We start from the raw sequence: 18,262 nt of genomic DNA, 5'->3' as shown, positions 1-18,262 counted from the left end.
TGCGGGCGGCGCACCGGATGGCGCCGCTGCCGCATCCTTGCATGGTGTGCAGCCGGGTACCAGTGCGGTCAGGGCGAGGTCGGCGGCGGCGCCGGGAACAGCGTGCGCAGCGCCTGCAATGCGGCCGGGTGATAGATCGTGGCGTGGGTTTCCTCCGGCAGCGGCAGGTACTTCACCAGCGGCGACGGCGACGCCTGTTGCAGCACGGCCGCCAACTGCGCGGCAGCAGCAGCCAGCTGAGGCTGCCCGCTGCTGGCCAGGAACACGCGCGGCTGCGCACGCGTCACCGCCGGCAGTTGCTTGGCCGCAGCGCCCAGCATCGTGCCCCGGTTCCACCACAGGCTCGGGTCCAGCGCGATGTAGCTGTTGAACAGCGTCGGCTCCTGCAGCAGCGTTTCCACCACGAACAGGCCGGCCAGCGATTCACCGATCAGCGCGCGCTCGTCGGTGGTCGGGTAGCGCTGGCGCACCTGTGGCATCAGTTCATCGCGCAGGAAGGTGCGGTAGGCCGCCGAGCCGCCGATGCGCGGCGCGACCTTCTGGTCCTGCGGGTCCTTGCTGGGGCCGGTCATGTCGCGGCGGCGCTCGGTGTTCTCGATGCCGACCAGCAGGAACGGGCGCATGCTGCCATTGCCACTCAGCACCTGCACCAGCCCGGCCACGTGCAGGAAGTCCTCGCCGATGCCGCCGTCGGGCATGTAGAGCACCGGCAGCGGCGCCTTCGGGTCCAGGCCCCACGGCTGCGGGCGGTAGACATTGATGCGGCGGGTCTCGCCCAGCGCCTTCGACTGCACGGTGAAGGTCTCGCCGATGACCAGCGGCGTGGCCGGCGTTGTCTGCGCGGACGGCGCCGGTTCGGCGGCCATCAACGGCGAAGCGGAGACGGCGGACAACAACAGCGACAGCATGATCAAGCGCATGGGATGGCCCCTCCCGGGAAAGAGGCCGAGCATAGCGCCCTGCCCCGGGTGTTGGCGGCTTCGGCACGCTCAACATCCCTGCCAGATGCGTAGATCCACGCCATGCGTGGATGGATCACGGTAGAGCCGAGCCCACGCTCGGCTCGGCCGACCGCGCAAACCGCAGCCGAGCATGGCTCGGCTCTACAACACCTCGGCTGTCGCAGATGCGTGGACGGATCACTGTAGAGCCGAGCCCACGCTCGGCTCGGCCGACCGCGCAAACCGCAGCCGAGCATGGCTCGGCTCTACAACACCCCGGCCGTCGCAGATGCGTGGACGGATCACTGTAGAGCCGAGCCCACGCTCGGCTTGGCCGACCGCGCAAACCGCAGCCGAGCATGGCTCGGCTCTACAGCACCTTGGCCGTCGCAGATGCACCGATTCTTGAAGGCATGACCCGCTGTTCCGTGCCACCACGGCTGGTGAACGTGGCGCCCACTTTCCACGTACCACATCACGACAAACTCACCGCTACCGGCAGTTACCGACATTCTCCAACGCGATTAGCCAAGCGCCTGAGCACATGCGTCGCGCCCTGTCGCTTGCTGCGTCGGCGTGGCCTGCGCCACCATCGCCACGCGCCTGGATTCCGCATCGTTCTTCGGAAAATCCTCATTGAGCTCCAGGCGCAGGCGTAAACACCATGCAGCGCCACCGACAACGGGTGGCACCGGGCCTGCAAGCCCGTGATGATTCTTGAGCCGTTGTTTACGCTTGCCTTCCGGCACCGTCAGTCGATGGTGCCGGAGGGCAATCCGTCGGCCTCCATGGCGGGCGGTGCGTGGGGGTCTTCTGGCCCGCCGGTAAATGGCTCTAATCATCCCGGCTTGCAGCCACGCATCGCCCGCCACCCGTCCTGCGCGGTGGCACGCCCACTCCAGAGCCGAGGAAGCCGAGATGACCGACCGTCCGCCCTATGCTTCATACGCCGCCAGCATCAACGATGACGACGACAACCCTTCGCCCGAACTGAGCACCTTTCTGGGCTGCCTCAAGCGCATCCGCGTGGGCGAAGGCGCCGATGGCCTGCCCTGGCCTGAAACCAGCCTATCTGCAGGGCGCGGCGTTGCCCTGTCGCGGGTGGAACGGGCTGCCATCGGCATGCTGACCGTGGCGGAAATGCTGCACGCCGCCGACCGCTGCCGGGCCATGGCCACGCCGGACCGGCATCTGGATGCCGGCGTGGTTGAAGGGCTGTTCTTCGCCTGCCGCAGCCTGGCCGAGCTGGTGTGCCGGGATGTGCGGCCGGAGTAAGTGCACCGGCAGTGGCGCCAGCCCCAGTGGATTGCCCGGGATATGTACAAATTTATGTACACATTGGTACACTCATTCCGTTGCTGCCAAGCCAGCAACGCGAGGTGAGCAGGTATGCGCATGGAAGCGATCCTGAATGTGAAGTTCTACCGCTCATCCGCGGCCGATGAGCCGGTCCGGGCCTGGCTGAAGGAGGAGGTTTCCGCCGACGCTCGCAAAGCTATCGGCGGAGACATCAAGACCGTTCAGCTGGGTTGGCCCTTGGGTATGCCACTGGTGCGAAAGATGGATGACCGGTTGTGGGAGATTCGAAGTTCGATCCCTGAGGGCATCGCACGCGTCATGTTCACTACCGTACAGCGGGACATGGTGCTGTTGCACGGGTTCGTGAAGAAGTCACAGAAGACGCCCACGTCAGACCTGGAACTGGCCAGGAAGCGCCGGAATGAGGTAATCAGATGAGCAAGAACAAACACGTTGGATCAAGCTTTGATGACTTCCTTGAGTCTGAAGGCCTGCTGCAGGAGTCGGCATCATTGGCGGTCAAGCGCGTGATTGCCTGGCAGGTTGCCGAAGCGATGAAGGCCGTCAACATCAGCAAGGCAACATTGGCCAAGCGCATGCATACCAGTCGCTCGCAGCTGGATCGAGTATTGGATGAAGCCGATACCGGTCTCACGCTCGATACGCTCAGCCGGACGGCTACGGCGTTGGGTTATCGAATCAAAGTGGATCTGGTGGCGCCCAAGGCCGCAGGGCCCTCGACGCGAAAGAAGAAGAGCGCCGGGCCAAAGAACCACGAGGCGTGAATGCTGCGCCCCTGCGCTTCACCCGGTTGCGTTGCATTGCGCAGCAACCGGTGGTCTGCGGAGCAAAAAAAAGCGCCCAATGGGCGCTGGTGTCATTGAGTGCAATGGTGGGCCGTGAAGGATTCGAACCTTCGACCAAAAGATTAAAAGTCTTCTGCTCTACCGACTGAGCTAACGGCCCATTGCACTGCCCCAGCCTTTCGGCGGGGTGGGCATTCTACCCTACTTTGGCCGGTCGCGCGAAACCCCGGTGCGTCGAGGTTGCCGGCCAGCGGCCGGCACGACCAGTGGGGGCTTAAACCTTTCGCGCCACTGGCGCATCCCATCTGTGATCCTTCCCCGGAGCCATGGATGCGTCTGATCGTCAGCCTGCTTGCCGCCCTACTACCCTGCGCCGCCCTGGCCGCCCCGTCCCAGGTCGTCACCGACGACATCACCCGATTCTGGGCCACCTACGATGCGGTGCGCGCCGAACCCGATGCCGAGCGCCGGGTGGCGCTGGTCCAGCAGCGCTACATCGATCCGGGCAGCCCCGGCCTGCATGCACTGATGCAGGTGCGCCGCTACACCGCCCGCGAATACGCCGAAGCCATGCAGTCCTGGCCGCGCTTCTGGACCTCGGTGCGGCCGCTGACGGCCAACGCGCAGCAGGCCAGTGCCACGCTGGAGCGCGATCTGGTCGCGTTCCGTGCGCTCTACCCTGCCCTGCGCCCGGCCACCATCACCTATGCGGTGGGCGTGCTGCGCACCGGTGGCACTACGCTGGGCGACAAAGTGCTGATCGGCGCGGAGATGGCGCTGGGCGATGAGCGCGTGGACGTGAGCGAGCTGCCGGAGAAGATGCGCGATCGCCTGCGGATCTTCTACGACAGCCGCCCGGGCGCGAACAACGCGCAGAACAATCTGCATGAGTACGTGCACACGCAGCAGCGCGAGACCACCGGCAGCCTGGCGCAGTACGTGGTACGCGAGGGTGTGGCCGAGTACGTGGCCGAACGGCTGAGCGGGCGTCGGCCAGCGCTGCCGCTGTACGCCTACGGGCCGGCGCACGAGGCGGAAATCCGCGCGCGCTTCATTGCCGAGAGGGACGGGGACAACCTCGACAACTGGCTGTACAACAGCGCCCGCAATGCGTTCGGGGTGAGTGATGTGGGGTACTACGCCGGGTATCGCATCGCGCAGGAATACATGCGGCAGCAGAAGGATGAGAAGGCTGGGATCGCGCGGATGATCGAGCTGGATTACACCGATCCGGCCGCAGTGCGGGCGTTTATCGAGGTGTCGGGGTGGTTGCCTGATGAGGCTGCCGACCAGCGGCCGGCACTACCAGACTCCAGCCGCCGGTAGCGGCGGGACAGAGAGTGCGAACCAACGGTTCGCACCCACCATTAGGGGCATCAGCCCCATCACCTCAGGCGTACAGCGTGGGGTCGGCCACGCCGGCTTCGGTGAAGCCCTGCGCACGCAGGCGGCAGGCGTCGCAGTGGCCGCAGGCGGCACCGTTGGCGTCGGCGTTGTAGCAGGACACGGTCAGGCCAAAGTCCACGCCCAGGCGCACGCCTTCGCTGACGATCTGGCCCTTGCTGAGGAACTGCAGCGGGGCATGCACCTTGATGCCCGCCCCTTCCACGCCCGACTTGGTGGCCAGGTTGGCCAGCGCCTGGAACGCGGCCACGAACTCGGGGCGGCAGTCCGGGTAGCCGGAGTAGTCCACGGCGTTGACGCCGCAGAAGATGTCGTTGGCGCCGAGCACTTCGGCCCAGCCCAGCGCCAGCGACAGCATGATGGTGTTGCGCGCCGGCACGTAGGTGACCGGGATGCCGGCACCGCCGGCCTCGGGCACGTCGATGTCGTCGGTCAGCGCCGAGCCGCCGATGCTGCGCAGGTCCACGTCCACGGTCTTGTGCGCGACCACGCCCTGGGCCTTGGCCACGCGGGCGGCGGCATCCAGTTCGGAGGTGTGGCGCTGGCCATAGCGCACGCTCAGGGCATGCACGGCGAAGCCCTGTTCCTGGGCCATGGCAATGACGGCGGCTGAATCCATGCCGCCGGAGAGAAGCACGACTGCCTTCTTCATGGGTAAAACATCCGGTTGGGAGGGGAAAGCCAGCACGCTGTCCCGCGCCGGAACTACATCAGGGAACGCTGCGCCGGCTCATCGGCCGGGCTCGTCGTTCCACAGGATTTTATGCAACTGCATCTGGAAGCGCACCGGCACCCGGTCTTCGACGATCCAGTCGGCCAGCTGGCGCGCGGTGATCTCGCCCTTGCTGGGCGAGAAGAACACGGTGCAGCGCTTGACCAGATCGTGCTCGGCCAGCAGGGCCTTGGCCCAGTCGTAGTCTTCGCGGCTGCAGATGACGAACTTGATCTGGTCGCGGGCGGTCAGCAGCGGCAGGTTGTCCCAGCGGTTGCGCGCCACTTCGGCCGAACCCGGGGTCTTGATGTCGACCACGCGAGATACGCGCGGATCGACCGCGCTGACGTCCAGTGCACCGGAAGTCTCCAGCGAGACGTCCATGCCGGCATCGCACAGCTTCTGCAGCAGCACCAGGCAGCGCTTCTGCGCCAGTGGCTCGCCACCGGTCACGCAGACGTGGCGTACGCCCTGGGCCAGCACCTCGGCCACGATGTCGTCGATATCCCACCAGGTGCCGCCGTGGAAGGCATAGGCGGTGTCGCAGTACTGGCAGCGCAGCGGGCAGCCAGTCAGGCGCACGAACACGGTCGGCCAGCCGGCGGTATCGGCTTCGCCCTGCAGCGAGGTGAAGATCTCGGTGATCTTCAGGCGCGGCAGCGGCGATTGCACGATGTCGCTGGGGGTGGCGACGGCGTTGGACGGGGTAACGGCGGTCATGGCGGGCACTTCTTGGTGGGACACGTGGCGGGTGGGCTACCGTGGCCGGTAACGAACGCAGCCGAGCATGGCTCGGCTCTACAACAGCAACCGGACGGGCATGGCCCGGCGCTACCGGATCCGGGCGGGTTTGCCGTTCCGGAAACGAAAGCAGCCGAGCGTGGGCTCGGCTCTACAGGACACGTATTGTACGCCGGGTCAGGGGATCAGCGGATCTGCTTGCCCAGCCGGATCGACTGCAGGCGGTCCTGGGCGGTGCGCGCGGCGTCCGAGCCCGGGTACTGCGCCACGACGGTCTCCAGCGTCTGCTGGGCCTGGTCGACCTTGCCCTCGCCATACTGCGACAGGCCGATCTTGAGCAGGCCGCCAGCGGCCTTGTCGTGGGTTGGATAGCGCGAGAGCAGTTCACGGAACTGGGTCTCGGCCATCGGGAAATTGCGGGTGGCGTAGTAGCTCTCGCCCAGCCAGTACAGCGCGTTCGGCGCGTAGACGCCGTTCGGGTACAGCTGCAGGAAGCTCAGGAACAGCTGCGCCGAGTCATCGTACTTGCCGGCCTTCAGCGAATCGAAGGCGACGTTGTAGGAGGTGCGCTCGTCGCCGGTGGCGGCCAGGCTGCCGGCATCACCATGGACCGAAGGCGGCCGCTCGGAAGTGGCCGCCGCTGCGGGTTTGGCCGGGGCCGGGGCGGCCTTCGGCGCGCTCGCCGGAACGGGCGGCAGGGCCGGGGCGGCATTGCCCCCTTCCAACCGGTTCAGGCGGCTGTCCAGATCCAGGTACTGGTCCTGGGCGGACTGCTTGAGCTGGGCGTTGTCGTGCTGCAACTGCTCGATCGAGGCCTGCAGGCTGGTGACCTGCTGCCGCAGCTGGTTGATCTGGTTCAACAGGTCCTGGTTGGCACTGTTGTTGTACATCTGCTGCTCGAGCGCGCCGACACGATCGGCCAGGCTCTGTCGCTGTGCATGCGCCGGTGCGGCAGCCACGAGGGCTGCCGCAACGACCAGCATCAATGTGATGCCAATGCGCATGGATTACTGCGCGGTGTAGACGATTTCGACGCGACGGTTCTGCGACCAGCAGGACTCGTTCGACTCGGTGCAGACCGGACGCTCTTCACCGTAGGACACGACGGTCAGCTGCGAAGCCGAGCCACCGTTGGCCTGCAGGGCCGAGTTGACGCCGTTGCCACGACGCTCACCCAGGGCCTGGTTGTACGCGCGCGAACCGCGCTCGTCGGTGTGGCCCTGCAGGGTGATGCGCGAGGACGGACGGTCACGCAGGTACTTGGCGTGGCAAGCCATGATGGCCTGGAATTCCGGCTTCACGTCTTCCTTGTCCAGGTCGAAGTAGACAACGCGCTGACGCAGGCAGGCGTCGGTGTCCAGGTCGCCCGGGCCGTACAGGCCGGAGGTCGACGGACCGGTCGGGGTGGTGGTCGAGGTGCCGGTGTCGACCGGAGCCTGCGGCTCTTCCTTCACCTTCTTCGAGCAACCGGCCAGGACGGCCACAGACAGCAGGGAAACAAGCAGAACGCGGGTGGACTTGTTCATGGCGATACCTTTGTGGCTCCTAGGCCGATGAGGGGTTCAAGACAGCGAAAATGTTAACACTCTTTTAGCGCTGAGTACGGTATGGGGACCATGCCGGCTCGCGCACATCACCATCGGCCAGGACCAGGCGCTGGCGAACCCGCGCATCGGCCGAAACGGCATACAACACACCACGGCCACCTTCGCGGGCGGCGTACAGCACCATGCTTGCGTTGGGCGCAAAGCTGGGCGATTCATCCAGCGAACCCGGGGACAGCGTGCTCCAGCGCGGCGAGCCCAGCGAGCTGTCCATCATCGCGATCTTGTAGCTGTTGCCCGAGCCCTGCGCCACGGCAATCTTCTTGCCGTCGTAGGACACCGAGGGCTTGGCGTTGTAGTTGCCCTGGAAGGTCACGCGCTCGGCGCTGCCGCCGCCGGCACCGACCTTGTAGACCTGCGGACGGCCGCCGCGGTCGGAGGTGAAGTACACCGCGCTGCCGTCCGGCGCCCAGGTCGGCTCGGTATCGATGGCGAAGTGGTTGGTCAGCTGGGTCAGCTGCTTGCTGCCCAGGTCCATCACGTAGATTTCCGGGTTGCCCGAACGCGACAGGGTCAGGGCCAGCTTGCGGCCATCGGGCGAGAACGCCGGGGCGCTGTTGATGCCACGGAAGCTGGTGACCAGCTCACGCGCGCCGGTGGCGATGTTCTGGATGTAGATGGCCGAATTGCCACGCTCGAAGCTGACATAGGCCAGCTTGCCGCCATCCGGGCTCCACGACGGCGACAGCAGCGGTTCGGCCGAACGCACGATGGTCTGCGGGTTGTAGCCATCGGAGTCGGCCACCATCAGCGCATAGCGCATGGCGTCGCCCTTGCCGCTGGCGGTCACGTAGGCGATGCGGGTCCAGAAGGCGCCGCGGATGCCGGTGATCTTCTCGTAGATGGCGTCGGCCATCTGGTGGGCGACATCGCGCATGGCATTGCCACGGGCGGTCATCGCCAGGCCCAGCAGGCGCTCGCCCTTGGGCACGTCGAACAGTTCGTACTCGACGCGGTAAGCGCCGGCACCGGCGTCGAGCACGCGGCCGACCACGATGTAGTTCTGCTTCAGCGCGCGCCAGGTGGCGAACTGGATGTCGCCGCCGCGCACCGGCTTCTCGACGATCTGCGCTTCGGGCAGCGTGCGGAACTGGCCCGAACGCTCCAGGTCGGCGCGGACCACGCCGGCGACGTCGGTCTGCGGTGCAGCCGCCGAACCCTGGTAGGGCATCGGCACGATGGTGATCGGCAGCGCGGAGGCATTGCCGCCGATGATGTCGATATCCAGCCCCTTCTGCTGCGCGACGGCAGCAAAGGGCAGCAACAGGGCCGCAAACACGGCAAGCCAGCGAGGCATCTTTTTCATGGAGCGCTCAATAGGGGGAAACCGGAACGAGGGATAGCAAAGCGGAAGTGAACCGCTTCGCAATCATGAACCAAGGGTACGTGAATTCCGGGTCAGTTCCAGCCCGGGCTCTCACGCACCGTTAACGTCGCGGCCACCTTGCCGGTGGCCTGGGCGGCGGGCGACCGGATGGCCACCCTGCCCTGCCCGATCAATCCTGCGCAGTGAAGGTCAGGTTGAGCGTGCGATTGAACACCGACTCGAAGCCGCGGTACGGCAACGGCTGGGCATTGAGCACCGCCGCCTCGATCGAGCGCTTGCCGGCCTCGTCATACGGGCAGTTGGCGCCGACCTTGGCCTGCAGCACCTGCCCACCCGGGATCTGGGTGATGGTCACCTGGCACTTCTGGCCCAGCGGCACACTGTCCGGCCGGGTCCAGGCGTCTCGCACCTTGGCCTGGATTGCCGCAGCGTACTTGGACGAAAGATCATCGCTGTTGCCACCGCCGCCGGCGGCCGGCTGTGAGGCACCACTGGAACCTGCGGCGGCGGTACCGGCGGCATTACGCGCGGCAGCCACCTGGCGCAGCTTCTGCTCGGCCTGCTTGGCTTCCTTCTCGGCCTGCTCGCGGCGGGCACGGATCTCGGCGATCTTCTTCTGCTTTTCCGCCTCGGCCTTGTCCGCGGCCTGGCGGGCCTGGTCGGCCAGCTTCTTCTTGGCGTCCTCTTCCTGCTGCTTGGCCAGGCGCAGCTTCTGCTCCGCTTCTTCCTGGCGCTTGCGTTCGGTCAGGTCGATCTGCTCCTGGCGGCGCTTGGCTTCCTGCTCCTGCTTGGCCTTCTCCTGCGAGATGGCCAGTGCGTTGGCCGCTTCCTGGTCCTTGGTATCCGGCTGCGCGACACGCTCCTGCGCCTGTTGCTGCTGCGGCGTGGGGGCGTCCTGCGGGCGCGGTTCGGGAATCGGCTGCGGCGGCGGCACGGTGTCTTCCGGCACCGGGATCGGCTCGGCCACCGGCGGCGGCAGGTCTTCCAGTTTTTCCGACTGGCGCAGGGCCTGGCGCGCGGCCGACGCCTCGGACGCGGACAGCGCCAGGCTGGCCTCGACCGAGGGATCGCCGGCGGCGGCATCGGTGTTGCGTTCGGGCGACCACAGCCAGGCGCCGATGAAGATCAGCGCGACCAGCAGATGCACCAGCACTGCCAGCGCCAGGGGCAGGCCCCAGCCGGGTTCGCGCTGCTGCGGGGGTGGCAGGGCGTCAGCGTGCATCGGTGGCCAGGCCTACCTTGTCTACCTTGGCGCGCTTGATCACATCCATCGCGGCGATGACCTTTTCATAGGCCACGGCACGGTCGGCGGCGACGATCACGCGCACGCCCTTGTCCTGGGCGGCGATGCCGGCCAGACGGCCTTCCAGCTCCTCGGCCGACACCGCGGCCGGTTCCTTGGCGTCGGGCAGCTTCAGGCTCAGCTGACCGTCCTGGCGCACCGAGACGATTACCGGGTCCTGCTTGCTTTCCAGCGCCTTGGCGTTGGACTGCGGCAGATCGACGTCGAAACTCAGGGTGAGCAGCGGCGCGGTGACCATGAAGATGATCAGCAGCACCAGCATGACGTCGATGTAGGGAACGACGTTGATTTCCGATTTCAGCTTGCGGCGCTTGCGGCGACCGATGGCAGCGGACATGGCTTGGACTCCCGGGTCAGGCGCTTACTCGTCGCCAGCGCTCTGGCGCTGCAGGATGGAGCTGAACTCTTCGGCGAAGGTCTCGAAGCGGACCGACATGCGCTCCACGCGGGTGGTGAAGCGGTTGTAGGCCCACACCGCCGGAATGGCCACGAACAGGCCGATGGCGGTGGCGAACAGCGCTTCGGAGATACCCGGCGCGACGGCGGCAATACCGGCCTGCGCACCGCTGCTGATCATGTCGTGCATGGTCACCATGATGCCGAACACGGTACCGACCAGGCCCACGTAAGGCGCGGTCGAGCCGATGTTGGCCAGCAGTTCCAGGTTGCGTTCCAGCTGGTCCACTTCGCGGGTGTAGGTGGTGCGCATGGCGCGCTGCGCGCCTTCCAGCTGCGCGCGGCCGTCCAGACGACGCTTGTCGCGCAGGCGGGTGTATTCGCGGAAGCCGGCTTCGAAGATGGCTTCCAGGCCGCCGACATTGCGGCTGCGGTCGGTGGCCGAGCTGTACAGCTTGCCCAGGTCGGCGCCGGACCAGAAGCGGTTCTCGAACTCGTCGGCCTCTCGGGTGGCCTGCTTGAACACGCGGGCCTTGCGGAAAATGATCACCCAGCTGACGAACGAGCCGACCAGCAGCAGCAGCACGATGATCTTCACCGGCAGGCTGGCCTTGGCCATCAGTTCGAGGTAGTTGATGCCGCCGCCGGTGGTGGCCTGGGCAAGGGTCTGGGTCGCGGCGTTGCTGACATCGGCCGGCAGTGCCTCGGTGACCGTGGCCTGCAGGGCCAGGAGCGTTGCGATCATCCGTTGTTCCTCAAAGTTCGGATTCGGGGTGGAGGTGGGGTTGCAGCACGGCAAGGACAGCGTCGTCCATGCCACGCGGGCGGAAACTGGCCGCTTCCAGTGCGGCGATGCGGACCTGCGCGGACAGCAGCAGCTCGCCGTCGCGCAGGATCTGCTGGTGGAAGACCATGCTGGCCTTCTTCAGCTGGACCAGGGTGGCGCTCACCTGCAGGGTGTCATCCAGCCGTGCCGGCCTGATGAAATCCATCTGCATCGAGCGCACCGCGAACACCATGCCGTGCTCGCTGCGCATGCGCTCCTGGCCGTAGCCCAGCGCGCGCATCCATTCGGTCCGGGCCCGTTCCATGAAGGCCACGTAGCGGGCGTGGTACACCACCCCGCCTGCGTCCGTATCTTCCCAGTAAATGCGTGTCGGCCAACTGAATCGCGGCTCAACCGACATCGGGAACCTCCGCGAACAGGTCCTGCGGCGGGTTCTTCGGCTTCAGGCCCATGTGCCGGTAGGCCTTGTGGGTGGCCATGCGGCCGCGCGCGGTGCGCACCAGGAAGCCCTGCTGGATCAGGTAGGGTTCGACCACGTCTTCGAGCGTGCCGCGCTCTTCGGACAGCGCGGCGGCCAGCGATTCGATGCCGACCGGGCCACCATCGAAGTAGTCCACCATCGTTTTCAGCAGGCGCCGGTCGAGCTCGTCGAAGCCTTCCGGGTCGACCTTGAGCATCTTCATGGCCGCCTGGGCCACCGGCTCGTCGATATGGCCACCGGCCTTGACCTGGGCGTAGTCACGCACGCGGCGCAGCAGGCGATTGGCGATACGCGGGGTACCCCGCGCGCGGCGCGCGATCTCGCCGGCGCCATCGGCGGTGCAGTCGATGCCGAGGATGGCGGCCGAGCGGCGCACGATCCGGGTCAGCTCCTCGACGCTGTAGAACTCCAAGCGCTGGACGATGCCGAAGCGGTCGCGCAGCGGCGCGGTCAGCAGGCCGGCACGGGTGGTGGCGCCGATCAGGGTGAACGGCGGCAGGTCGATCTTGATCGAGCGCGCCGCGGGGCCCTCGCCGATCATGATGTCGATCTGGAAGTCTTCCATCGCCGGGTACAGCACTTCTTCCACCACCGGCGACAGGCGATGGATCTCGTCGATGAACAGCACATCGTGCGGCTGCAGGTTGGTCAGCAGCGCGGCCAGATCGCCGGCCTTCTCGATCACCGGGCCGGAGGTGACCCGCAGCGCCACGCCCAGCTCGTTGGCGATGACGTGGCTGAGGGTGGTCTTGCCCAGGCCCGGCGGGCCGAAGATCAGCACATGGTCGAGCGCATCGCTGCGGGCCTTGGCCGCTTCGATGTAGATCTCCAGCTGCTCGCGCACCGGGGCCTGGCCAAGGTAATCGGCAAGGCGCTTGGGGCGGATGCTGGCGTCGGCGGCGTCATCCTCGCGGGTGGCGCCGGCGCCGATGATGCGGTCGTCGGTCATGTGCTGATTATGCGGCAAAAGCGTATGGGGTCGGATCCGTTTTCCGCCGGAAAACGGCTCTGACCCCGAACCGGGACACCGGCAACATGGGGTCAGAGCCCTTTTCCTGTGGAAAAGGGATCCGACCCCGCGCACGTCAGATCTCGACCTGCGCGCCCAGCTCGACCAGCCGGTTGCCGGGAATGCGGAAGAACCCGGTCGCCGGGGCGGCGTTGCGGTGCATCAGCGCGAACAGCTTGTCGCGCCAGATCGGCATGCCGCGGTTGGCGGTGGCCACGATGGTCTCGCGGCTGGCGAAGAAGGTGGTGTCCATCGGGTCGAAGTAGATGCCGCCGTGGTCACAGGAGCGCATCAGCGCCAGCGGCACGTCCGGGGTTTCCATGAAGCCGAAGCGCACGTAGACCCGGTAGAACTCATCGCCCACCGATTCTATCTTCAGCCGCTGCCCTTCCGGCGCATACGGCACCGGCAGCGTGACCACGTGCAGGAACACGTTGCGCTCGTGCAGCACCTTGTTGTGCTTGAGGTTGTGCATCAGCGCGTGCGGGGCCACGGTCGGGTCGGCGGTGAGGAACACCGCGGTGCCCGGCACGCGCACTGGCGGTGCCAGCATCAGGCCCGGCAGGAAGGTATCCAGGCGGATGCCGTCCTTGCGGATCTCATCACGCAGCAGCTCGCGGCCACGGCGCCAGGTGCGCATCATGGTGAACAGGAAGATGCCCAGCACCACCGGGAACCAGGCGCCCTGCAGCAGCTTGGCGCCGTTGGCGATGACAAAGCCCAGATCGATGATGAAGAACACCACGCACAGCGGCAGCAGCCAGGCGCGGGCCTTCGGCCACAGCGAGCGGGCGACCAGGGCCAGCAGCAGGGTATCGATCAGCATCGTGGCCGACACCGAGATGCCGTAGGCCACGGCCAGGTTGGACGAGCTGCGGAAGGCCAGCACCAGCCCGATCACCATCACCGCGATACCCCAGTTGATGCCCGGGATGTAGATCTGGCCGATGGTGTCGTGCGAGGTGTGCTTGATGCGCATGCGCGGGATGTAGCCCAGCTGCATGGCCTGGCGCGAGACCGAGAACGCGCCGGTGATGACCGATTGCGAGGCGATCACCGCCGCCATCGTGGCCAGGATGATCATCGGGTACAGCGCCCACGACGGCACCGCTTCGAAGAACGGGTTCTTCAGCGCCTCGGGGTGGTTGAGCACCAGTGCGCCCTGCCCCAGGTAGTTCAGCACCAGGCACGGCAGCACGAAGAAGTACCAGGCGTGGCGGATGGGCTTGGCGCCGAAATGGCCCATGTCGGCGTACAGCGCTTCGCCGCCGGTAACCGCCAGCACCACCGCACCCAGGATGAAGATGCCGTGCCAGCTGTGCTCCATGAAGAAGCGGATCGCCCACCACGGGTTGAAGGCCTTGAGCACTTCCGGCGCGTCGACGATGTTGTAGATGCCGATCGCCGCCAGCGAGATGAACCAGACCGAGGTGATCGGGCCGAACGCCTTGCCGATCTTCTCGGTGCCGAAGCGCTGCGCGGCGAACACCATCAGCAGCACCACCACGGTGATCGGCACGATGAACGCATGCAGGCCGGGGGCGGCCACCTCCAGGCCTTCGACCGCGCCCAGCACCGAAATGGCCGGGGTGATCACGCCGTCACCGAAGAACAGCGAGGCGCCGAAGATGCCGAGGATGCCCACCACATACGCCGAGCGCGAGCCGTTGCGCAGGGTGCGCTGGGTCAGCGCCATCAGCGCCATGATGCCGCCCTCGCCATCGTTGTCGGCGCGCATGATGATGGTCACGTACTTCAGGGTGACCACGATGTTCAGCGCCCAGAACGCCAGCGACAGCACGCCCAGCACGGTGTCATGGTCGCTGTTGAGCCCGTAGTGCGGCGAGAACGCTTCCTTCAGGGTGTACAGCGGGCTGGTACCGATATCGCCGAAGACCACGCCGATCGCACCGATGATCAGCGCCATGCCTCCGGCCGGAGGGGCGTGACCGTGGCCGCCGGGGGCGGTTGCGTGCGGGGTTTGACTGCTGGACATGGGACTCCTGGCGAAGCTCAGGCGGTTCGTTGAAGGGAGGGAAAGCGGCTCAGCGCAGCGCCGACTGCAGCGCCTTGCGGATCACGGTGGCCACTTCGTCGCCTTCATTGAAGGCGTCACGGGCCATGCGCGCCGCTTCGGCCGGCTTGTAGCCCAGCTGCTGCAGCGCCACGGTGGCGTCGGACAACGGGTCGGCCGGGGCCGGACCGCTGCCGGTGGGCAGTGCGCCGCCGGCACCGAACTGGGCCGCGCGGTCGCGCAGCTCCAGCACCATGCGCTCGGCGGTCTTCTTGCCGATGCCCGGGATGCGGGTCAGCGCGGTGATGTCACCGGCCTGGACCATGCGCGCGAACTCTTCAACGGTGACGCCGGACAGCACGGCCAGCGCGATCTTCGCGCCGATGCCGCTGACCTTCTGCACATCGCGGAACAGGCGGCGCTCGCCCTCGCGCAGGAAGCCGTACAGCGAGACGCTGTCTTCCTTCTGCGCGTAATGGGTGTACAGGGTGACCTCGCGGCCGAGTTCAGGCAGGTCGTAGAAGGTGCTCATCGGCGCCTCCAGTTCGTAGCCCACGCCATTCACATCCACCACCAGCCACGGCGGCGCCTTGTAGGCGACGATGCCGCGCAGTCGACCGATCATTGCGTGCAGCTCCTCATTTGCGGCCCCACGCCTGGCGGGCACTGAGCCCCAGGCGGTTGGCCGTTGCCCTTACGTGGGCATGGGTGATCGCCACGGCCAACGCGTCGGCCGCGTCGGCCTGCAGCTTGGTTTTCAGGTTGAGCATGAGCCCAACCATGTGTTGAACCTGTTGCTTTTCGGCGCCACCGCGGCCGACCACCGCCAGCTTGATCTCGCTGGCGGCGTATTCGTGCACCGGCAGGTCGCGCAGCACCACCGCCGAGATCGCCGCGCCACGGGCCTGGCCCAGCTTCAGTGCCGAATCGGGGTTGCGCGCCATGAAGACCCTTTCGATGGCCACTTCCTGCGGCTGGTACTGCTGGCACAGGTCGGCCAGGCCCAGCACCAGCAGTTTCATGCGCTGCGGGAAATCGTCCGCCCCCAGCAGCACCAGCGGCTGGTGGTGCACGTGGCTGACGCGGCCGGCGGCATCGACATCGATGATGCCGACCCCGGTCCGCTGCGAACCGGGATCGATGCCGAGGATGCGGGTCATGCCGCACTCCTGGCGGGGCGGAACGGGAGGCGCTGGCAGGCGTATGGGCTCATGACTGTCCGCGATGACCGTTCAACGGCCCGCGCCCAGGCCGTCGGTGACGGCTCAGGCGTAGGCGTCGGCGCCGAGTTCGGCGTTGGAATACACGTCCTGCACGTCGTCCAGGTCTTCGAGCATGTCCAGCAGCTTCTTCACCTGCTGGGCAACCTCGCCTTCGACCTTGATGTCGTTGTCCGCGCGGAAGGTGATCTCGGCGTGGTCGGCAACGTGCCCGGCGGCGGTCATCGCGTCCTTGACCGTGTTGAACGCGTCAGGACTGGTGACCACATCGATCGAGCCGTCGTCCGGATAGACCACGATGTCGTCGGCGCCGGCCTCGATGGCCGCCTCGGTGATGGCATCTTCGTCGGCACCCGGGGCGAAGCTGAGCACGCCCAGGCGCTTGAACATGAAAGCCACCGAACCTTCGGTGCCCATGTTGCCGCCGCACTTGCTGAACGCGTGGCGGACATCGGCCACGGTGCGCACGCGGTTGTCGGTGAGGCAGTCGACGATCACGGCCACGCCACCGGGGGCGTAGCCCTCGTAGCGGATTTCCTCGTAATCGACGCCTTCCAGTTCACCGGTGGCCTTCTTGATGGCGCGCTCGATCACGTCCTTGGACATGTTCACGGCCAGGCCCTTGTCCATCGCTACGCGCAGGCGCGGGTTGTTGTTGGGGTCGCCTCCACCGCCGCGCGCGGCCACGCCGATCTCGCGGATGATCTTGGTGAAAATCTTGCCACGCTTCGCGTCGGACGCGTTCTTGCGGGCTTCGATGGAGGGGCCTCTACCCATGGGTGCTACCGTCTGGCTGCTTCAGGATCAAGGCGCGGATTCTACCTGATCGGGCGCTGCAACCGTGTCTAGGGCGAGGTGATGCCGCAGGACCGTGGCCGGTGACTGGCGTGCGAACCAACGGTTCGCACCCACCAGGGCAGACCGGCCGCACCCACCAAGGCAGGTCGTTCTCACCCGTCAACCTACGCGGCGGCGGCGTCGCGGCTGTGGTCGAACTGGCCGTGGCGCAGGAAATGCGCGGTCTGTCGCGCGGCATCGGGTGATACCACCAGGCCGCTGTGGCTGGTACGCACCACGCAATGGTCGGCCAGCCCCGGCAGGCGGGTCTCGGCCAGCGCCACGGTGCCATCGGAGGCATCATCGATCGCGCCCAGCAGGCTGCCCAGCCCATGCGGCACCGAGCCGGCGATCAGCCCGACCTCGGCCCTGCCCTTCCAGTCCGGCAGGCCATCGAGCAGCAGTTCGCTGCTGCGCCCCAGCGCCAGGCCCCAGCCGTGCTCGGACAGCGAGCGTGCGGTGCCACTGCCACGCAGCGGCGAGCCCAGGCAGACCACGCGCTGCACCGGCAGCTGCGGGGTGCGGCGCAGGGCTTCCAGCGCCAGCAGACCGCCCAGGCTGTGTCCCACCAGCGACAACGGGCCGGCGTCGGCCAGCCGCTCCAGCAACTGCGGCACGGCCACCTCCGGCCCTCCGAACACCGAGGAATAACCGAAGGTGTGCACCTGGAAACCGCGCGCGCGCAGGCGCCAGGCCAGCGGCCCGACCCACGCGCGGGCGTTCCAGATGCCATGCAGCAGCAGTACGGGGGGAGTCATGCAGACAGCCTGGCAGTCAGCGGGGCAGGAACGTAGGACGATTGGACACGCGTGCGTGGCAAGCGGCGGTGAACGTCAGGACGCGCGCGGTGCGCGGCGCAGGATGAACTCGAGATCGTGGGTGTCACCGACCGGGAACAGGTATTCGCCGGCCTTCTCGAAACCATAGCGGGCATAGAAGCGCTGCGCGCCGAAGTTCTCCGACCACACGCCCAGCCACAGCGTGCGCGAGCCTTCGCGCTCCAGCCAGGCCAGCGCGGTTTCCAGCAGCCGGCTGCCCCAGCCACAGCTCTGCTGGGTCTTGATCAGGTACAGGCGCTTGAGCTCGCCATCACCGGGTTTCACTTCCGGATGCGGCAGCCCGCAGGGGCCGGCGGCGGCATGGCCGACCGCCTCCCCGTCCAGTTCCAGCAGCCACACCGCGTAATCGGGGTGGGCCAGGATCGTACGCTGGCGCTCGACCGTGTAGGCCTCCTCGAGGAAGGCCTGCAGGTCCTGCGGCGGATACAGATGGCCGAAGGTTTCAGTGAACGTGCGCGCAGCCAGCGCCGACAGGGTCGGCGCGTCGTCCACGGTGGCGCGGCGGATCGAATACATGCAGGAAGTTGACGTCAGCGCGAAGG

General features: G+C 66.9%; 22 protein-coding genes and 1 tRNA gene. 4 read left to right on the top strand and 19 right to left on the bottom strand.

Annotation, left to right across the window (positions count from 1 at the left end; genetic code table 11):
* Positions 1–68 precede the first annotated feature (68 nt).
* Both C9412_RS11805 and C9412_RS20560 read right to left on the bottom strand, forming a co-directional pair.
* The gene (locus tag C9412_RS11805; protein WP_107231789.1) at positions 69–920 is read right to left on the bottom strand and encodes an alpha/beta hydrolase-fold protein; all 852 of its coding nucleotides are present in this window, start codon (positions 918–920) and stop codon (positions 69–71) included.
* 545 nt (positions 921–1,465) lie between these two features.
* Complete coding sequence (locus C9412_RS20560) at positions 1,466–1,690, bottom strand: hypothetical protein (RefSeq protein WP_146160166.1); 225 nt, start codon at positions 1,688–1,690, stop codon at positions 1,466–1,468.
* A 169-nt stretch (positions 1,691–1,859) separates the two neighbouring features.
* Here C9412_RS20560 and C9412_RS11800 point away from each other — a divergent pair, with 169 nt between their 5' ends.
* The 3 genes from C9412_RS11800 (at position 1,860) to C9412_RS11790 (ending at position 3,025) form a co-directional block, all read left to right on the top strand.
* Positions 1,860–2,216 carry a hypothetical protein gene (locus C9412_RS11800; protein WP_107231788.1) on the top strand — a complete coding sequence of 119 codons (357 nt, stop codon included), beginning with the start codon at positions 1,860–1,862 and terminating at the stop codon, positions 2,214–2,216.
* Between the two features lie 120 nt (positions 2,217–2,336).
* Positions 2,337–2,678, top strand: coding sequence for a type II toxin-antitoxin system RelE/ParE family toxin (locus C9412_RS11795; RefSeq protein ID WP_107231829.1), 342 nt, complete (start codon positions 2,337–2,339; stop codon positions 2,676–2,678).
* A complete protein-coding gene (locus C9412_RS11790) occupies positions 2,675–3,025 on the top strand; it encodes a helix-turn-helix transcriptional regulator (RefSeq protein ID WP_107231787.1) in 351 nt (116 codons plus the stop codon). The genes C9412_RS11795 and C9412_RS11790 overlap by 4 nt, the downstream gene beginning before the upstream one ends.
* Before the next feature lie 105 nt (positions 3,026–3,130).
* On the opposite strand, the gene C9412_RS11785 is transcribed toward C9412_RS11790, so the two are convergent.
* Positions 3,131–3,206, bottom strand: a tRNA-Lys gene (locus C9412_RS11785).
* Positions 3,207–3,376: 170 nt separating this feature from the next.
* Here C9412_RS11785 and C9412_RS11780 point away from each other — a divergent pair.
* Positions 3,377–4,372, top strand: coding sequence for a DUF2268 domain-containing putative Zn-dependent protease (locus C9412_RS11780; RefSeq protein WP_107231786.1), 996 nt, complete (start codon positions 3,377–3,379; stop codon positions 4,370–4,372).
* A 64-nt stretch (positions 4,373–4,436) separates the two neighbouring features.
* Here the strand turns inward: C9412_RS11780 and queC are convergent, their stop codons facing one another.
* The 16 genes from queC to C9412_RS11700 form a co-directional block, all read right to left on the bottom strand.
* Complete coding sequence (gene queC / locus C9412_RS11775; RefSeq protein ID WP_107231785.1) at positions 4,437–5,102, bottom strand: 7-cyano-7-deazaguanine synthase QueC; 666 nt, start codon at positions 5,100–5,102, stop codon at positions 4,437–4,439.
* Positions 5,103–5,180: 78 nt separating this feature from the next.
* Positions 5,181–5,882, bottom strand: coding sequence for a 7-carboxy-7-deazaguanine synthase QueE (queE, locus tag C9412_RS11770; protein WP_107231784.1), 702 nt, complete (start codon positions 5,880–5,882; stop codon positions 5,181–5,183).
* Positions 5,883–6,088: 206 nt separating this feature from the next.
* Complete coding sequence (gene ybgF / locus C9412_RS11765) at positions 6,089–6,907, bottom strand: tol-pal system protein YbgF (RefSeq protein ID WP_107231783.1); 819 nt, start codon at positions 6,905–6,907, stop codon at positions 6,089–6,091.
* 3 nt (positions 6,908–6,910) lie between these two features.
* Positions 6,911–7,429: a peptidoglycan-associated lipoprotein Pal gene (gene pal, locus C9412_RS11760; RefSeq protein WP_006386160.1), complete on the bottom strand. Its 519-nt coding sequence runs from the start codon at positions 7,427–7,429 to the stop codon at positions 6,911–6,913.
* 64 nt (positions 7,430–7,493) lie between these two features.
* The gene (gene tolB / locus C9412_RS11755) at positions 7,494–8,813 is read right to left on the bottom strand and encodes a Tol-Pal system beta propeller repeat protein TolB (RefSeq protein WP_057496973.1); all 1,320 of its coding nucleotides are present in this window, start codon (positions 8,811–8,813) and stop codon (positions 7,494–7,496) included.
* Between the two features lie 190 nt (positions 8,814–9,003).
* A complete protein-coding gene (gene tolA / locus C9412_RS11750) occupies positions 9,004–10,056 on the bottom strand; it encodes a cell envelope integrity protein TolA (protein ID WP_107231782.1) in 1,053 nt (350 codons plus the stop codon).
* A complete protein-coding gene (gene tolR, locus C9412_RS11745) occupies positions 10,046–10,474 on the bottom strand; it encodes a protein TolR (protein ID WP_006438804.1) in 429 nt (142 codons plus the stop codon). The genes tolA and tolR overlap by 11 nt, the downstream gene beginning before the upstream one ends.
* Positions 10,475–10,498: 24 nt before the next feature.
* The gene (tolQ, locus tag C9412_RS11740; protein ID WP_006438802.1) at positions 10,499–11,278 is read right to left on the bottom strand and encodes a protein TolQ; all 780 of its coding nucleotides are present in this window, start codon (positions 11,276–11,278) and stop codon (positions 10,499–10,501) included.
* 10 nt (positions 11,279–11,288) lie between these two features.
* Positions 11,289–11,720 (bottom strand): tol-pal system-associated acyl-CoA thioesterase, encoded by a 432-nt coding sequence (gene ybgC / locus C9412_RS11735; protein WP_107231781.1) that lies wholly within the window; start codon positions 11,718–11,720, stop codon positions 11,289–11,291.
* Positions 11,710–12,750 (bottom strand): Holliday junction branch migration DNA helicase RuvB, encoded by a 1,041-nt coding sequence (gene ruvB, locus C9412_RS11730; protein WP_107231780.1) that lies wholly within the window; start codon positions 12,748–12,750, stop codon positions 11,710–11,712. The genes ybgC and ruvB overlap by 11 nt, the downstream gene beginning before the upstream one ends.
* Before the next feature lie 136 nt (positions 12,751–12,886).
* The gene (locus tag C9412_RS11725) at positions 12,887–14,806 is read right to left on the bottom strand and encodes a potassium transporter Kup (protein ID WP_107231779.1); all 1,920 of its coding nucleotides are present in this window, start codon (positions 14,804–14,806) and stop codon (positions 12,887–12,889) included.
* Positions 14,807–14,855: 49 nt separating this feature from the next.
* Positions 14,856–15,449, bottom strand: coding sequence for a Holliday junction branch migration protein RuvA (ruvA, locus tag C9412_RS11720; RefSeq protein ID WP_010481591.1), 594 nt, complete (start codon positions 15,447–15,449; stop codon positions 14,856–14,858).
* A 13-nt stretch (positions 15,450–15,462) separates the two neighbouring features.
* On the bottom strand, positions 15,463–15,984 hold the full coding sequence (gene ruvC / locus C9412_RS11715) for a crossover junction endodeoxyribonuclease RuvC (RefSeq protein WP_107231778.1): 522 nt from the start codon (positions 15,982–15,984) through the stop codon (positions 15,463–15,465).
* Between the two features lie 105 nt (positions 15,985–16,089).
* On the bottom strand, positions 16,090–16,821 hold the full coding sequence (locus C9412_RS11710) for a YebC/PmpR family DNA-binding transcriptional regulator (protein ID WP_107231777.1): 732 nt from the start codon (positions 16,819–16,821) through the stop codon (positions 16,090–16,092).
* Between the two features lie 185 nt (positions 16,822–17,006).
* Positions 17,007–17,639, bottom strand: coding sequence for an alpha/beta fold hydrolase (locus C9412_RS11705; protein ID WP_107231776.1), 633 nt, complete (start codon positions 17,637–17,639; stop codon positions 17,007–17,009).
* Positions 17,640–17,714: 75 nt separating this feature from the next.
* Complete coding sequence (locus C9412_RS11700; RefSeq protein WP_107231775.1) at positions 17,715–18,236, bottom strand: GNAT family N-acetyltransferase; 522 nt, start codon at positions 18,234–18,236, stop codon at positions 17,715–17,717.
* Positions 18,237–18,262 lie beyond the last annotated feature (26 nt).

The sequence above is a fragment of the Stenotrophomonas sp. Nf1 genome (assembly GCF_003028475.1).
Classification (GTDB): domain Bacteria; phylum Pseudomonadota; class Gammaproteobacteria; order Xanthomonadales; family Xanthomonadaceae; genus Stenotrophomonas.
Note: the sequence above shows the minus strand (reverse complement) of the source record. Positions and strands in the feature narration are given on the sequence as shown.

Bases quoted from the DNA above. Each gene is read 5' to 3' on its own strand.
- C9412_RS11805 (WP_107231789.1), bottom strand. From the start codon at position 920: ATGCGCTTGATCATGCTGTCGCTGTTGTTGTCCGCCGTCTCCGCTTCG.
- C9412_RS11800 (WP_107231788.1), top strand. From the start codon at position 1,860: ATGACCGACCGTCCGCCCTATGCTTCATACGCCGCCAGCATCAACGAT.
- C9412_RS11795 (WP_107231829.1), top strand. From the start codon at position 2,337: ATGGAAGCGATCCTGAATGTGAAGTTCTACCGCTCATCCGCGGCCGAT.
- C9412_RS11790 (WP_107231787.1), top strand. From the start codon at position 2,675: ATGAGCAAGAACAAACACGTTGGATCAAGCTTTGATGACTTCCTTGAG.
- C9412_RS11780 (WP_107231786.1), top strand. From the start codon at position 3,377: ATGCGTCTGATCGTCAGCCTGCTTGCCGCCCTACTACCCTGCGCCGCC.
- queC (WP_107231785.1), bottom strand. From the start codon at position 5,102: ATGAAGAAGGCAGTCGTGCTTCTCTCCGGCGGCATGGATTCAGCCGCC.
- queE (WP_107231784.1), bottom strand. From the start codon at position 5,882: ATGACCGCCGTTACCCCGTCCAACGCCGTCGCCACCCCCAGCGACATC.
- ybgF (WP_107231783.1), bottom strand. From the start codon at position 6,907: ATGCGCATTGGCATCACATTGATGCTGGTCGTTGCGGCAGCCCTCGTG.
- pal (WP_006386160.1), bottom strand. From the start codon at position 7,429: ATGAACAAGTCCACCCGCGTTCTGCTTGTTTCCCTGCTGTCTGTGGCC.
- tolB (WP_057496973.1), bottom strand. From the start codon at position 8,813: ATGAAAAAGATGCCTCGCTGGCTTGCCGTGTTTGCGGCCCTGTTGCTG.
- tolA (WP_107231782.1), bottom strand. From the start codon at position 10,056: ATGCACGCTGACGCCCTGCCACCCCCGCAGCAGCGCGAACCCGGCTGG.
- tolR (WP_006438804.1), bottom strand. From the start codon at position 10,474: ATGTCCGCTGCCATCGGTCGCCGCAAGCGCCGCAAGCTGAAATCGGAA.
- tolQ (WP_006438802.1), bottom strand. From the start codon at position 11,278: ATGATCGCAACGCTCCTGGCCCTGCAGGCCACGGTCACCGAGGCACTG.
- ybgC (WP_107231781.1), bottom strand. From the start codon at position 11,720: ATGTCGGTTGAGCCGCGATTCAGTTGGCCGACACGCATTTACTGGGAA.
- ruvB (WP_107231780.1), bottom strand. From the start codon at position 12,750: ATGACCGACGACCGCATCATCGGCGCCGGCGCCACCCGCGAGGATGAC.
- C9412_RS11725 (WP_107231779.1), bottom strand. From the start codon at position 14,806: ATGTCCAGCAGTCAAACCCCGCACGCAACCGCCCCCGGCGGCCACGGT.
- ruvA (WP_010481591.1), bottom strand. From the start codon at position 15,449: ATGATCGGTCGACTGCGCGGCATCGTCGCCTACAAGGCGCCGCCGTGG.
- ruvC (WP_107231778.1), bottom strand. From the start codon at position 15,984: ATGACCCGCATCCTCGGCATCGATCCCGGTTCGCAGCGGACCGGGGTC.
- C9412_RS11710 (WP_107231777.1), bottom strand. From the start codon at position 16,821: ATGGGTAGAGGCCCCTCCATCGAAGCCCGCAAGAACGCGTCCGACGCG.
- C9412_RS11705 (WP_107231776.1), bottom strand. From the start codon at position 17,639: ATGACTCCCCCCGTACTGCTGCTGCATGGCATCTGGAACGCCCGCGCG.
- C9412_RS11700 (WP_107231775.1), bottom strand. From the start codon at position 18,236: ATGTATTCGATCCGCCGCGCCACCGTGGACGACGCGCCGACCCTGTCG.